General features: G+C 41.0%; 15 protein-coding genes and 1 pseudogene. 11 read left to right on the top strand and 5 right to left on the bottom strand.

All coding sequences use genetic code 11. The annotated features are described in order from the left end of the window. Nucleotides 1-39: 39 nt before the first annotated feature. The 5 genes from PN457_RS12965 to PN457_RS12940 all read right to left on the bottom strand — a co-directional run bounded on the left by PN457_RS12965 (nucleotide 40) and on the right by PN457_RS12940 (nucleotide 4,812). The gene (locus PN457_RS12965; protein WP_271733772.1) at nucleotides 40-561 is read right to left on the bottom strand and encodes a phycocyanin subunit beta; all 522 of its coding nucleotides are present in this window, start codon (nucleotides 559-561) and stop codon (nucleotides 40-42) included. Nucleotides 562-1,190: 629 nt separating this feature from the next. Further along, nucleotides 1,191-2,120 carry an RluA family pseudouridine synthase gene (locus PN457_RS12960; protein ID WP_271733771.1) on the bottom strand — a complete coding sequence of 310 codons (930 nt, stop codon included), beginning with the start codon at nucleotides 2,118-2,120 and terminating at the stop codon, nucleotides 1,191-1,193. 367 nt (nucleotides 2,121-2,487) lie between these two features. After that, the gene (locus tag PN457_RS12950; RefSeq protein ID WP_271733769.1) at nucleotides 2,488-2,697 is read right to left on the bottom strand and encodes a hypothetical protein; all 210 of its coding nucleotides are present in this window, start codon (nucleotides 2,695-2,697) and stop codon (nucleotides 2,488-2,490) included. A gap of 150 nt (nucleotides 2,698-2,847) precedes the next feature. Next, nucleotides 2,848-3,597, bottom strand: coding sequence for a class I SAM-dependent methyltransferase (locus PN457_RS12945; RefSeq protein ID WP_271733768.1), 750 nt, complete (start codon nucleotides 3,595-3,597; stop codon nucleotides 2,848-2,850). 21 nt (nucleotides 3,598-3,618) lie between these two features. Beyond that, on the bottom strand, nucleotides 3,619-4,812 hold the full coding sequence (locus tag PN457_RS12940) for an FAD-dependent monooxygenase (protein WP_271733767.1): 1,194 nt from the start codon (nucleotides 4,810-4,812) through the stop codon (nucleotides 3,619-3,621). Nucleotides 4,813-5,449: 637 nt separating this feature from the next. Between PN457_RS12940 and PN457_RS12935 the strand changes: the two genes are divergently transcribed. The 11 genes and pseudogenes from PN457_RS12935 to PN457_RS12890 all read left to right on the top strand — a co-directional run. Continuing rightward, nucleotides 5,450-7,387, top strand: a complete 1,938-nt coding sequence (locus PN457_RS12935; RefSeq protein ID WP_271733766.1) for a hypothetical protein — start codon at nucleotides 5,450-5,452, stop codon at nucleotides 7,385-7,387. 37 nt (nucleotides 7,388-7,424) lie between these two features. Continuing rightward, nucleotides 7,425-7,655 carry a hypothetical protein gene (locus tag PN457_RS12930; protein ID WP_271733765.1) on the top strand — a complete coding sequence of 77 codons (231 nt, stop codon included), beginning with the start codon at nucleotides 7,425-7,427 and terminating at the stop codon, nucleotides 7,653-7,655. 32 nt (nucleotides 7,656-7,687) lie between these two features. Next, nucleotides 7,688-8,266: a Pvc16 family protein gene (locus tag PN457_RS12925; RefSeq protein ID WP_271733764.1), complete on the top strand. Its 579-nt coding sequence runs from the start codon at nucleotides 7,688-7,690 to the stop codon at nucleotides 8,264-8,266. A gap of 101 nt (nucleotides 8,267-8,367) precedes the next feature. Continuing rightward, on the top strand, nucleotides 8,368-9,264 hold the full coding sequence (locus PN457_RS12920) for a peptidase associated/transthyretin-like domain-containing protein (protein WP_271733763.1): 897 nt from the start codon (nucleotides 8,368-8,370) through the stop codon (nucleotides 9,262-9,264). A gap of 64 nt (nucleotides 9,265-9,328) precedes the next feature. Next, complete coding sequence (locus tag PN457_RS12915) at nucleotides 9,329-10,483, top strand: phage tail sheath family protein (RefSeq protein ID WP_271733762.1); 1,155 nt, start codon at nucleotides 9,329-9,331, stop codon at nucleotides 10,481-10,483. Between the two features lie 28 nt (nucleotides 10,484-10,511). Continuing rightward, nucleotides 10,512-11,666 carry a phage tail sheath family protein gene (locus PN457_RS12910; RefSeq protein ID WP_271733761.1) on the top strand — a complete coding sequence of 385 codons (1,155 nt, stop codon included), beginning with the start codon at nucleotides 10,512-10,514 and terminating at the stop codon, nucleotides 11,664-11,666. Between the two features lie 20 nt (nucleotides 11,667-11,686). Continuing rightward, the gene (locus tag PN457_RS12905; RefSeq protein ID WP_271733760.1) at nucleotides 11,687-12,130 is read left to right on the top strand and encodes a phage tail protein; all 444 of its coding nucleotides are present in this window, start codon (nucleotides 11,687-11,689) and stop codon (nucleotides 12,128-12,130) included. A gap of 11 nt (nucleotides 12,131-12,141) precedes the next feature. Continuing rightward, nucleotides 12,142-12,504 carry a phage tail assembly protein gene (locus tag PN457_RS12900; RefSeq protein WP_271733759.1) on the top strand — a complete coding sequence of 121 codons (363 nt, stop codon included), beginning with the start codon at nucleotides 12,142-12,144 and terminating at the stop codon, nucleotides 12,502-12,504. A gap of 17 nt (nucleotides 12,505-12,521) precedes the next feature. Next, nucleotides 12,522-12,674: pseudogene (locus tag PN457_RS18340) on the top strand (DUF6760 family protein); the annotation flags it as partial. Between the two features lie 33 nt (nucleotides 12,675-12,707). After that, nucleotides 12,708-13,175 carry a phage tail protein gene (locus PN457_RS12895; protein ID WP_271733758.1) on the top strand — a complete coding sequence of 156 codons (468 nt, stop codon included), beginning with the start codon at nucleotides 12,708-12,710 and terminating at the stop codon, nucleotides 13,173-13,175. Between the two features lie 58 nt (nucleotides 13,176-13,233). Next, the coding region (locus PN457_RS12890; protein WP_271733757.1) for a hypothetical protein at nucleotides 13,234-13,937 on the top strand (704 nt) is incomplete at its 3' end.

Below are 13,937 nucleotides of genomic sequence, written 5' to 3'. Positions count from 1 at the left end.
TTTCGTAAATTTTTTTGGTACTGGAATTTCTCAGTGATATTAAGCAACAGCAGCCGCAGCACGGTCAAAGTAGCTAGCTACTTCAGAGATCAACTGGCTGCAATCACCTTTGGTGATCCCGTTGGGATCGTTAGCCACAGCTACAGCAGCATCTTTCATCTTTTGCACGCCAACAGCCACAGAAGATCCAGGAGTTCCCAGAGCTTGGTAGGTTTCGCGCAAACCATTCAAGCAGCGATCATCAAGAACACTAGCATCACCGGCTAAAATTGCGTAGGTGACGTAACGCAAGATAATTTCCATGTCACGCAAGCAAGCAGCCATGCGACGGTTGGTGTAAGCGTTACCACCAGGAGCAATCAATTGGGGTTGTTCTTCAAACAAAGAACGAGCTGCGTTGGTCACAATAGCTGAAGCGTTGCTGGTGATGCGGTTAACAACGTCTAAACGCTTGTTGCCTTCTTTAACTACGTTGGTTAAAGCGTCTAGTTGCTCGTTGCTCAAAAACTCGCCTCTGGAGTCAGCTTGAGAAACTACCTTGGTAAATACGTCTAATGTCATGGACTTTAATCTCCTAATTCCTTAGTTCTGAGATGTCTAGATTAAAACTGGCAATGTTTTATCACTTTGGGGATGGTTGACAACAGACCCGATAGCAAACTGCTTGTTTTGATTTGTCTGTTTCTTCCCTCAATACTAGATTAACAAGTATTTATGAGAATCTGGGTTAATTTTATGAGAAACCCGCAAATTTGAATCAACTCATTGCTTGGTTTGACTTTGGTCTGTTATTTCCACCCCTCAGAATATGTTTATACAATGCTATAGATTCTTTATTTGTTACAAATTATGAATAAATAAGATGCGGGAATAAGAACACCCTCAAATCCTTTACATACAAGCAATCTAACTGAGTAAATGGGAAATTTTTCGCAACATTACTTCATATTTCCCCCTCCTAGCCCAAGAAATCATCAATTTTATATTTTCTTAATTATTGCAGAATGCAAGTAAATACAGGAGATTAGTCGTTTTGTCTGTAATTCGAGGGTATGGTGTTTTTATTAAGAGTTGTTAATTTGAACTTGGGAAAATTTACCATAACTGGCTAAAATTCATCTGTCCAAGGGAAAAAACAGCGGAAAAGTTTACAAATCTCAATATTGAGGAGGGGGGAGAGTGTCAAAACTTCAGGACTCTACTCGTCGGCGGAGAATTTGCACTAAGGTATTAAATGTCGCCGGGGGGGTAGCGGTGACCGAGATCCACTCCTGAGAAACTGGATGTTGTAACTTGAGTCGCCAAGCGTGGAGTGCTTGACCGGGTAAGTTAACGCCCAGAGAACGACCAGAACCATAAACAGGGTCGCCGACAATGGGATGACCTATCTGGGCGCTATGGACACGAATTTGATGGGTGCGCCCGGTTTCTAACTGAAAATGGATTAATGTATAGTTACCCAAGCGTTCTGCTACCTGCCAATGAGTGATAGCAGACCTACCGCCTTTTTCTATGGGGACAACGGCCATTTTCTTTCTATCTTGGGGGTGGCGACCAATGGGGAGGTCTATCATACCATCAGCGGTTTTGGGCGCGCCGTAAACTACACCTAAATATGAGCGCCGTGCAGTTTTAGCCTGGAGTTGTCCTTGCAGGCTATGATAGGCTATGTCAGTTTTGGCGATCGCGAGCGCCCCTGTGGTATCCTTATCTAAGCGATGGACAATTCCCGGACGTTGAACGCCGCCAATTCCAGGGAGATGGGGACAATGTGCTAACAAAGCATTCACCAGAGTACCATCAGGATGACCGGGAGCGGGATGGACAACTAAACCAGCGGGTTTATTCAGGATCAGTAATTGGTCATCTTCATAGAGGATGTCCAAGGGTATATCTTGGGCTTGTAGTTCTAGAGGGGTAACTTCTGGTATTTTTATACTAATGCGATCGCCTGGTTTCACAGGAATTTTTTTAGTTGTGCATACCTGATGATTGAGTTTTACATTACCCTCGACAATTAATTGCTGGATGCGAGAACGGGATAACTCTGGTAATTCTTGGGACACATAGCGGTCAAGGCGTTCCCCTGCTGTTTCGACTTCTAAATTAAATGCGATCACAATTGTTCATCTGAAACTATTAGATAAATTCCCCTAGAATGTATTGTTCATGCTATTGGTGGAATTGAAGACCATATTAAGGTAATTTTTATTCCCCTTAAATTATCTATTGCCGAATGTGTGAAAATGTGAAAGGGAACTAGCGGTTATTATTACAAAGATTCATTGCCAAACTTACCACAAAAATCACGGAACAGATTTAGAACAACCTTCACCCCACAGGAAAACACCATAATCACCAAACACAAAACCAGTCGGTTTTTAACCGACTTAAGCTTTCAGACAGGGAATTAATTCCCTGTCTCCGGTGTGGATAACTATCGCCAAAACATCCCCTCTAGGGTAGGGATTCTGGGACAAAACAGCTTTATTGGGGGCTAGTTTTCCACTTGGTTGCTAGTCTCACAGCCCATATAGTTAATGCAGATGCACAGATAACTGCCAACCATGACCCCCAAAAAGGAAAGGTAACTGTACCAATGGCAATTGACCAGTGATTAACCAGTCGGATAAAATGTGATATTGCTACTAAGGCAAAAATCACTGCGGAAGTTAACAGATATGCTTTACTAATCATTTCCAGCCTCCCTTTGATTTTACTTAGGGATTGTGGCCTTTTAATTACAAGCCATGCTTTTATTGTGCATATAATCAAGGGGTTTGATTGGGAAATCAGCATATTTGCAACAAATATTCACAGTCCCACAGATAGAAGCCTGTGGAAATGTCAAGAATTTTGCATTACGTAAAACACGTAACCGTAATATTCCGAATACTGGCGATAAAATTCAATCTCCATTTTTTCCATTTCGATTACTTCCATAGCCTCCAAATCATCTAAATATTCATTTTGTAAAACCTGTAGTTTTCTTTCTAAAGGTTCATAGTAGTTCCACCAGGCTGACTGTGGTAAGACGAAGTAATCTATGATTTTATAGCCAGTATTGGCGATGATGTTTAAATTACCAGCAACATCATTCATGGGTGGATAGGCCTGATCCCAAAAGTCCTTTAATGCTTTTGGTGGGTCTGGTCGCAGCCATGTCAATTCTGAAGCTGCTAAATAACCTTTATTTTTCAGGAAAACTTGCCATTGCCTTAATCCTGTTTCAAATCCAATAATATATATTGAACCTTCCGCCCAAATAACATCAAAAGTTTCCGGGGGGAAATCAAGATTAAACATATCAGCTTGGACTACAGTGATTTTTTTTGATAATCCTTGATTGATTACCCTTTGTTTGAGTTCTTCCACATAAACATCATGATTATCGATCGCCATAATTTCCCCATTGGTCAGATGGGCTAAATCCACAGTTTGCGCACCTGGTCCACAACCAATATCTAGAATTTGCGGATGTGGCGGTAAATCAACCATCTTGACAAAAGCACTTTGAGTATAGAGATAATCACCCGGCCCTTCCCTGGGTAAACCTTGATGGATTTGAAAAAATACCTGTTGCTGTTTATTATTCATGTTTAATTAGATATGGAAAAACTAGACCTTTAAATATACTTCGGTGATTCCGTCGCGCATTTGAATTTGTCGCCTTAACCACAACTTCTTGACTATTGTACCTATGAATGGGGTTTGCACCAAGAGCGATCGCAATAGAGCATACTTGCGCAATTTCTCCCCCTGGGCTGCTTCTTGTAACTGGAGTTGCTGGATGCCGATAATTTCCGGCTGGCGTTCTGCCTGAATCTGTGATAAAATTAGATCAATCTGATTATGATCGGCATTTCCTTGTAATAATGGCACTAAATAATTAGCCGCAACAATCACATCACGTAATGCTACATTGATACCCTGAGCGCGCACAGGGGACATAGGATGAGCCGCATCACCCAGCAACAGTAACCCTGGTATATGCCACTGGGGACAACTCCCCACCACCACAGATAGTTTTATAGGGGATGTAATACTTGCACTGTGTTGGCGAAAATGTTCTGCTAACCATGGGGGAGATAGGGAGGCGAAAACCTCCGCCCATGGCTGTTTATAGTCTGTGGGTTCATTGGGGGATATTACCCAGCCTAAATGTAATTTATCGGACTCAGCACCATGGAAAATGCTAAATATGCGATCGCCATTAACAATAGTGCGAAACACATTATCAGCAGCAAATTCAGCACTAGCAGCTAATTTAAACCAGAGAATATCTATATTTTTCGGCTGACATACTAATTTTAGTCCCGCACATTGGCGGACAATGGAGTTACGACCATCAGCGCCAATGACTAAATCACCAGTCAGTTGTCTTCCATCACTGAGTATAACACCGGTAACCCGTTGGTGATCTCTGCATAAATCTTTGACAGCCACACCCGGTATAAATTCAAAGTTATCATAGGTTTGAGCTTCCCTAATCAAAGCTTGGAGTAAGGGAGGTTGGGACACTAATGTACAGGGTTGCTGTGACCCCATGGGTTCCTCTACCCGGAATAACTGTTTACCCCCAAGAATGAACTCCCAGGCCTTGAGGGGTCGATGGGGAATCTGCTGTATTAATTCTAATAATCCCATTTGGGCGATCGCATCTAAGCCACTAGGCATTAAACCCTCACCGCGAAATACTCGCCCAAAGTCTTTCGCAGCTTCTATGAGCGTGACTGTAACACCGCGTTTTACTAGCAGTACAGCTAGAGTAGCACCTGTGGGACCTGCGCCCACAATTATAACTTTTGCCATTAATTTAAACGGTAGTTTTACATTAGTTTAGCGCCACAAGTTCTCCCCATAATTTTCTCATTTCAAATTCTTATCGGTTCCATTCTGATACATTTAATAGCTTTTCACGTACGTACTATTTGCCTAACTCCTGTTATCTATAAGCATTCTGTCTTCTACCTGAAGATAGATATTTAAAATTGTTAAGAACATAATAGAAATTTACTGCTCATCATATAGAGTAAGGAAGTTATATATCCAACAAGGAAATTTAGGATAGAGCAAGCTGATACCCTGTATTATCCGCGACAATCTTAATATTTTTTTAATGTCATAGATATCCAGAGGATAGCTCGGCAGAATAGGAATATAAGATAGTTTTCCACATCAACAAACGCCAAGTGCAAGTCAATCAAGTGTGTGAGATATATGGAGGGTAAAAATATCCATAGGTGAGCCAGCTAAACCTTTGTATTGGTCTAGAAATGCGATGAACAAAGTCATTTTGTAGGCACGGAAATGGGAAAAATGCAGTAAATTGTGATTGGCATCCCCTAATTTGACAATGTGGTTTAATCAACCCTATGGCTATTTTATTTGTAGGGTTTTATAGGGTTAGTGACAAGGGTATATTTGAAAAATCTGGAACCAAATTTGTATGGTGCAGCAACAAGATTGGACAAATTTTGCTTTACAACGTCCGAATTATTTTCCTGGACAATATCTCTTAGATGAAGATTTCGAGTTGGCGCATAAATATCTCAGCGATCGCCAACGTTATATCAATAGTAAGCTGCATTTAGCGGGGATCGTGGAAGGTCTAGAAGTAGAAGCCATGGCCGGGGAAACAGCAGTTACTGTTAAATCTGGTACAGCCATTGATGGAGAAGGTAATCTAATTGTATTAGCAGAAGAAAAAACCAACATCAAGATAAATTCTCTATGTTGGGTGTGTCTGCGCTATCATCAAGAGCCAAAAGTATTACAACAACCAGAAATACCGGATAGTTTCACGCGCTTTGCAGAAACTCCCCTTTTAACATTAGAAGCGATTGAAACCAAAGACGCTAAAACGGTGTTGTTAGCTAAACTCGTCGTAGAAAACGGACAAGTGCAAGTAGATAACAGTGTCCGCCAATATTCTGGGGCGAGGTTACCCGGTAGCCAAGGTGAAGAAATTAACCTCAGAAGTGATGGGGAATCTTTAGCGATTAAAGGTAACTTGAGTGTATCCGGGTCGTTAAAATTAGGGGAATCCCTGATTAGCTCTGTATCGGAAACAATCGCCACAGATAGCGATCGCACGGATGTAGTACCTTCAGAAAAAGCCGTTAAAAAACACATAGAAGCCAAAATTAAAGAGCGACTGGCGGCTTTGAATGCTCCCACGGAGGAAAAACCAGCAATTTCCCTCTCCAGTCAGCCAGATGGGCTGTATGGTTGGTCAACCGAAGGCGGTGGATCTGAAGATATTTCATCTGTGATCAATTTAATCTCCTATCGCGCCGGCCAGACCGCCACAAGGATCACCATTGAACGCGATACAGGTAATGTGGGTATTGGTACAACCAGTCCAGGGAGAAAACTAGATGTTAACGGTGTCATCCGCGCCTTGCATCTAGAGTCTACAAACCCGATGCGACAACGGATGTATCCCAATGAACCAATAATTTATCAAGATATTTTTGAGGCTAGAGATGCAGGGGCGATCGCTGTACACGGTGTCTTCAAAAAAGCACCTGGTGATTGGGAAACCAGACACACAATTAACAACCTCTGGAATGATCGTAAAATGCTCTGCTATGGAGGGTCAGAAGAAGATGATGCCGGGGCATTGGTCACCATTCCCGATGGATACAATACTGTCTGGATCAGAGTAAGTGGTGATACTTGGAACGTAGTCAAGGTACAGTTTTTAGATGGATATAAAGAAGACCTAGGACGGTGGGCAGCTGGTAGAAGATACGGTAATTGCTACTGTCCTGATGGTTCTCTCACTGATGGGAATGACACCACACACCAATGGCTACCGATTCCCGTTGGGAGAGCCGGTAAAGTCACCTTGATTTCCAAACAAGGTACTGAATTCTGGTTGTCTGGGTTGGCATTCAGTAAAAATCCTTGGTCTCACGCCACTCAAGCAGCCCTAGGATACCATTGGAAAATCAATGGCGGTGATGCCACAAGTTGGAATAACAAAGATTCTGACAGCTGGAATTGGGATACATATACAGTCATTCAACAGAAAACCAATTTAGAATTGATGGTTCCTTATGTGTGGTCAGGCAATGATAAGTTGCTGTATATGGTGGAGCATAACAACGACTGGAACGGTTGTATGCACAATGGCATTACTGTCAACGGTCATACCATGGAAAGATTTCTGGCAACCTATGATAATCCCTTTGCCCGTCATTGGAACAGCAAATCATTTAATCGCTATATCGCCGCGCGCATTCCGGCACATTTAATTCCCAAACCCACACCAGAACGTCCTGCTTTGCTGAAAGTCAAAATCGATATGAGTAAGCAAAATCGTGGACTTCATTTCCGGGAAATGGGTACTCATGATTTGGAAGTTCCCTATGGTTTCTGATCAAGATTAACACCTTTCAACAGCAAGTGAGACAGCAATGAAGGAACAACTGGAGAAACGCCTACAAGTACTAACAGTAGAGTACGAAGCTGGACAGAAAGCACTAGCTAATTTAGAAGCACAAAAAACCAGCCTGCGGGAAACTTTAATCCGCATCAGTGGGGCAATGCAAGTATTAGAAGAAGAATTAGCTATTGCTAACAGGGAAAACAATCACAAACCCCAAGAAATTGACACCTCTACCCTAGAATTTATTGCCAAAAATTAAGTGCATAGAGTCAAACAAATAGGAATTTATTCATGCTAGATGACTTAGATAGCACCCTAGAAAAATTACTAACTCACGAATTACCAGAGTTAAAACGGTCAACTGAAACCAACGTGGCTATTAGTTTTGATATGCCCTTTGAAGGTTCTATCAAACAAAAACCAGCCATTAACCTGTTTCTGTATGATGTCCGGGAAAATCTGGAAATGCGCAGTAGTGAATGGTCGGTGCAACGTCGTCAAAACGGTACAGCTGTAAAAAAACGTTCTCCAGCTAGGATAGATTGTTCCTATTTGATTACTGCTTGGGCTAATTCCGATGACCCCCAACAAGAACATCACATTTTGGGAGAAGTAATGAAATTATTGCTGCGTTATCGGACTTTACCAGCAGCAATTTTACAAGGTAGTTTAAAAGGACAAGAACCATTACCCGTAGGAGTTGGTTTACGTTCTAGTTACTTACAAAGTTTAGGGGAATTTTGGCAAGCAATTGGAGGAAAACCCAAAGCAGCACTCAATTACACAGTAACAATCTCCGTACCTGTGGAAGAACCAGAAACAGAATTCCCTCTGGTACTTTATCAACGCACGGAAATTAACAGAATTTAATAACAAAATTTAAATTTAATAATTCTGCTAATTATTGATTGTGCCATACCTTAGCCCTGATTCCTCATGCTTAAATTGTTCTGCAACTACCATCGGCACAAATGCTAAAGCAACAACTATTTCAACATCAAATCATCATAGCTGGACAAGTTAAGGATGCCATCACAGGGCGAGGAATTTCAGGTGCTATGGTTAAGATTATTGACGCTCCTGATGAGTTTATTAACTCCGTCATCTTCAAGACTCAACTCCTAGGATTACCAGGCTCAATGCAGTGTTTCTCAGGGAATACCGACCTTGATTCATCCCCAGCAAGCCTACCTACAGCAATTCAAGAATTGCGACAAAACTTGAGAAATCCTCAGTTACATACTGCTGATAAGGTGCAATTATTCCAGGCTTTATTGGCAAATAATTACCTGAGTAGGCGGGATAAGTTTCAAGGGTATCAAGAAATTATTGACTATTTCCCCTACAACACCAAAAATAAACAATCTCAACTAGGAAGGACTAAAACTATATTTGAGGGTTGGTTCTATTTCAGAAATTTACCATCAGGATGCTATCAATTAGAAGCATCTTTATTTGATGATCCCAGGCGTTATGCCAAGGGTCAATGTCAAGTTGAGATTACTGCCAAAAATAATAAAAATATTATTAAGGAGGATGAAAATTTTGCTGTATTTGATACTATTAATATAGTAGAGTTAAAATTACAACCAACAACGCTTATAGGCACAATCACCAGTGCGGATGATAACGAGGCGATTGGCATGGCTAGAGTGGAAATTCAAGGGAGTAGAGACCACACTTTTAGCTCTACTGAAATCATTAAACAATCACAGGGAGAATGGAATTATCGACTTGTTGGCATAGAAGCAAGTAATACTCCCATCACAGTCATAGTTTCAGCTAAAGGATATCCCAAACAACAAAAACAAATCTATTTGCAAACAGGGGAAGTGAAATCATTAGATTTCCAATTAACCGTCAATTGAGATTTGCTCAATTGTCAATTGCATTTGTCCGATAATCACAATTATCAACAAAGGAAAAGATATCATGCCCACCTATTTTACCCCCGGTGTCTATGTTGAAGAAGTATCTTCAGGGGTAGCGCCGATTGTCGGTGTAGGAACGAGTACGGCCGGTTTTATTGGTATCATTACTCTAGCTGCAGCTACTGATGATACTGCAGCAGAAACTATACCAACTGCTGAAAGTGAAGTCAAACTGTGTACAAACTTCAGTGAATTTAAGAAATTTTTTGGGGATTTTTCCACTAATTCTGGTCAAAGTATCCTCGCCCATGCGGTTTATGGCTTCTTCAGAAATGGCGGAACTAGGTGTTTTGTCACTTGGGTAGCAGAAGAAGCAAACCTAGATGCAGCTTTGGATAAATTTGAAGCCATTGATGAAATTGCCATTGTTGCAGCGCCTGGTGTTACCAGTAAAACAGCCTTAGCAAAAATTGATATTCACTGCCGCAATTTAGGCGATCGCTTTGCTATTCTGGACACAGAAGAAGATATTCCCGTTGACTCCGACCAACTAAAACCGGGTAGTGACAAGCTACTAGGAAACTCAGATTATGCAGCTGTATATTATCCTTGGATTCAGGTTTACGACCCCGTAAGTAAAGAAGTGAAATTTGTTCCTCCCAGTGGACACATTGCTGGTATTTATGCGCGGGTCGATGATAAAAGGGGAGTTCACAAAGCACCTGCTAACGAACCAATTTTAGGCGCAGTTGGTTTAAAGCAGGATATCAGCAAAGCTAAACAAGCACCATTAAATAATGATGGTATCAATTGCATTCGTAATCTTAACGGTAACATCCGCATTTGGGGAGCACGGACATTAGGCGCAGGAAAAGATAATCCCGACTTCAAATATATTAATATTCGTCGTCACTTTAATTATCTGCGTGAGTCCATAGACGAAGGAACCCAATGGGTAGTATTTGAACCCAATACCCCAGAACTATGGGCAAAAATTCGCCGCAATATTACCGCATTCCTGACCAATGAATGGCGCAAAGGTGCATTATTTGGCTTAACGCCTGAAGAAGCATTCTTTGTCAAGTGCGATGCAGAAAATAATCCTGCAGAAACCCGCAAACTCGGTCAAGTAGTGACTGAAATTGGTGTCGCAGTCATAGAACCAGCAGAGTTTGTGATCTTCCGCATTAGCCAACTTGTGGAAGAGAAAAAATAACTTATTCACCTATTCCCTTAATTAACCTATGCAGACATCCACACACCTTAATTTAACCGCCCCTGGTGTCTATTTACAGGATATTCCTGCTATACCAGGTCAAGATTTACTCACGGGTGTTCCGGTGTTCTTGGGGGTTGCTGAGGTTAATAATTTTCCGGAAAATCATCATCCTGTACCGCAAATGCTCACACTCTGGACTCAGTTTGTGCAGTATTTTGGTAAACCATTACCTAATAGTTATTTAGGTCATGCGGTACGGGGATTCTTTGAAAATGGCGGTCGTCTGTGTTATGTGGTGGGTTTAAAAAATCACACTCTGGCAGAATTGCAACAGGGCTTACAGGCCATCGAAGCACTAGATATCATCGATTTAGTATGTGCGCCTGATATTCTGCAAAACTCTCCAGAAGAAGCTCTGGAAATGCAACAAGCTATACTGGAGCATTGTGACACAATGGGCGATCGCTTTGCCATTCTTGATGCTTTCAATATCTCCAAAAGCGAAGATATCAAAGTGGTGAAAGCACAACAACAAGGATTAATTGGTGATAATGGTGCGCTCTATACTCCCTGGTTGAAAATAGAAAACGCCTCCTGTAACATTCCTCCTTGTGGTCATATTGCGGGAATTTATGCGCGTAATGATTCCCAGGTCGGAGTTTATCGCGCCCCCGCTAACTATTTATTAGAAGGAGTTTTGGATTTAAGTCTTTTATTTTCCGATGTAGATTGGCAAATATTAAACTCAGCAGCAGGAGGCGGAGTTAACTGCATTCGCAGTTTTAGAAGTCGGGGAATTAGAGTTTGGGGTTCACGCACCTTAAGTCAAAATCCTGAATGGCAATATATCAACATTCGCCGCATCAAAATCACTATTCTGCGGTGGGTAGAACGTCACTTAATCGATGCTGTATTTGAACCTAATAATACAGATTTATGGGTAAGGATAGAGCGGGAATTAACAGTTTACTTAGAAACTCTTTGGGAACAGGGAGCAATTCAGGGGGAAACTACAGAAGAGGCGTTTTATGTCAAATGTGACGCACAAACCAACCCGCCAGAAATCCGTAAGACTGGAAGGATAGTTACCGAAATTGGTTTCGCGCCTACTACTCCCAGTGAATTCATTGTGATTTCCTTAGTTCACGGTAGTAGCGGCGTTAAATTTGTCGAATCTTAGTAATTTCAGGAGCAATTATCATGCCTAATGTTAAAGATACCCATGATCCATTTAATGGTTATAATTTCTGGGTAGAGTGGGATGGTATCGTCCATGCAGGTTTTAGAGAATGTGCTGGTTTGAACGCCACTAGAGCCGTGATTGAATATCGCGAAGGTACAGACAAAAGTTTGGGACAAAGAAAAGTACCTGGTTTAAATAGCTTTGGTAATATCAGCCTCAAACGAGGGATTACTGATAATGATGAACTGTGGAAATGGCATAAAGATTTAATAGATGGTAAAGAAATCGAGCGCAAAAACGTTTCTATTATTCTCGCTAATGACTTAGGGGAAGAAACAATTAGATGGAACCTAGAAAATTGTTGGCCGACTAATTGGAGCGGTCCAGATTTTAATGCTACCGCTAGCGAAATAGCAATAGAATCACTAGAATTTGTTCACGAAGGAATCACCGTTGGTTAATGTGAGGAAAAATGCACCAGACTGAATTTCTTTTTACCCTACCTCGTGGTTATATCGATGCAGAAGGAAACCTTCATCGTGAAGGAACTATGCGACTGTCAACAGCTTTTGATGAAATCGCCCCTCTGCGCGACCCCAGGGTACAGAGAAATCCTGGTTATCTGGTGATTATTCTGCTAGCGCGAGTGATTACTAAGCTAGGAACTTTAGACCAACTCAATACCAAAATTATTGAAGAATTATTTTCTGGGGATTTGGTTTACCTGCAAGACTTTTACCAACGAATTAATCAAAATGGTCATACACGCTTTCAGGTTTCCTGTCCCCATTGCGGTGGTGAGTTTGAAGTCGAAACTTCCCCAGTGGGGGAGTAGTTTGCTACCCCTCAGAACGTCTTCTAGAGGAGGTAGCTTACCTTTCCTATCACTTTAATTGGTCCTATGACCAAGTAATGAATATGGAACACTGGGAAAGACAACAGTGGGTAGCTCAAGTAGCGCGTATTAACCAGCAGATTAATCAGCAGTCAGGTAATACTAATTAAATATTGATCAGTTATCTCAATAGGGGGATATTTATGGCAAAATCGCAAAAAAAAAACAACAGTAATTCCGATAAGAACGCCCATGACCCCTATATGGCTTTCAATTTTATGGTAGAAATTGATGGTTTAACAGTCGGTGGCTTTTCAGAAGTTACAGGATTAAGCAGCAGACTGGAATTAGAAAGTTATGTAGAAGGGGGTGTTCATCACCGTGTTCATCAATTCCCCAAATATATGACTTATCCCAATTTAGTTTTGGTGCGGGGACTGGGGGAAAGAGATGATTTATGGAAGTGGTATGAAGATGCTACCAGAGGTAAAATTCGTCTCATTAACGGTACGATTATGGTGCGAGATGGTCAGCAATCAAAATTAATTGCATGGAACTTTAAAAAAGCTTATCCAGTAGCTTGGGAAGGACCACAATTAAATGCTAGTAATAGCTCACAAGTGGCTTTTGAACGTTTAGAGTTAGTGCATCGGGGAGTTTATAAAGCTTAATAAAAATGGTAATAATTTCAGCATTGGATGACGGAATATAACTAATTAAAAATATACAATGACATCTACTAATTTACCAACATGGCAAAGACATCTTAATCCGCAACTTGTCAAAAGATTTCATAATCTGTTGACAAAACCGGGGGTTATTAATATTCGCATGGGGAGAAATATTATTGAGCGATCGCCCGATCTTTTTCATCGCCTACCTTTACTCGCTCAACAAATGCAGCGTTGGTCAACTACCATTGATTTAAAATCAGAATCAACCCCTATTATTTATATTCAAAATCAATACCATAAAAATCAAGCCACAGAAGCTATAAATTCTAGCTTATCATCATCAGATATTGGTCAAATTAACCAGCAACTTCCAGTTGTTAAAGCTCAAGCAATTACAGTTAAAGAAACTGCTGGAGAAAATCTGCGATCGCAATCAACACCATTAGTTTTACAACCATATAATTCTTTAGCTAATTTAGACACAAATATTTCTACTCAATCCGAAACTACAAAAACGGATTTTTTACAGAGTCAAACTCATAAATTAGTATCATCAAACTCAACCACAGAAAAAAGTGATTTCTCAGAAATTCCCATTCAACACAAGTTAGATACAACCTCATCACCCAGTGTCAGCTTACCAGTAGTTTCCGCTGAAAAATCTTTCCCAAATCAATCCTCACAAGACATCCCTCTAGTTAATGTAGTTAATCCCAACTCTCCCATTGGAGAAACTACATCATCACCCAGTGTCAGCTT

It is taken from the genome of Anabaenopsis arnoldii (genome assembly GCF_028331025.1).
GTDB classification, from domain to species: domain Bacteria; phylum Cyanobacteriota; class Cyanobacteriia; order Cyanobacteriales; family Nostocaceae; genus Anabaenopsis; species Anabaenopsis arnoldii.
The sequence above is the reverse complement of the archived record's forward strand: the minus strand, read 5'-3'. Positions and strand labels throughout refer to the sequence as shown.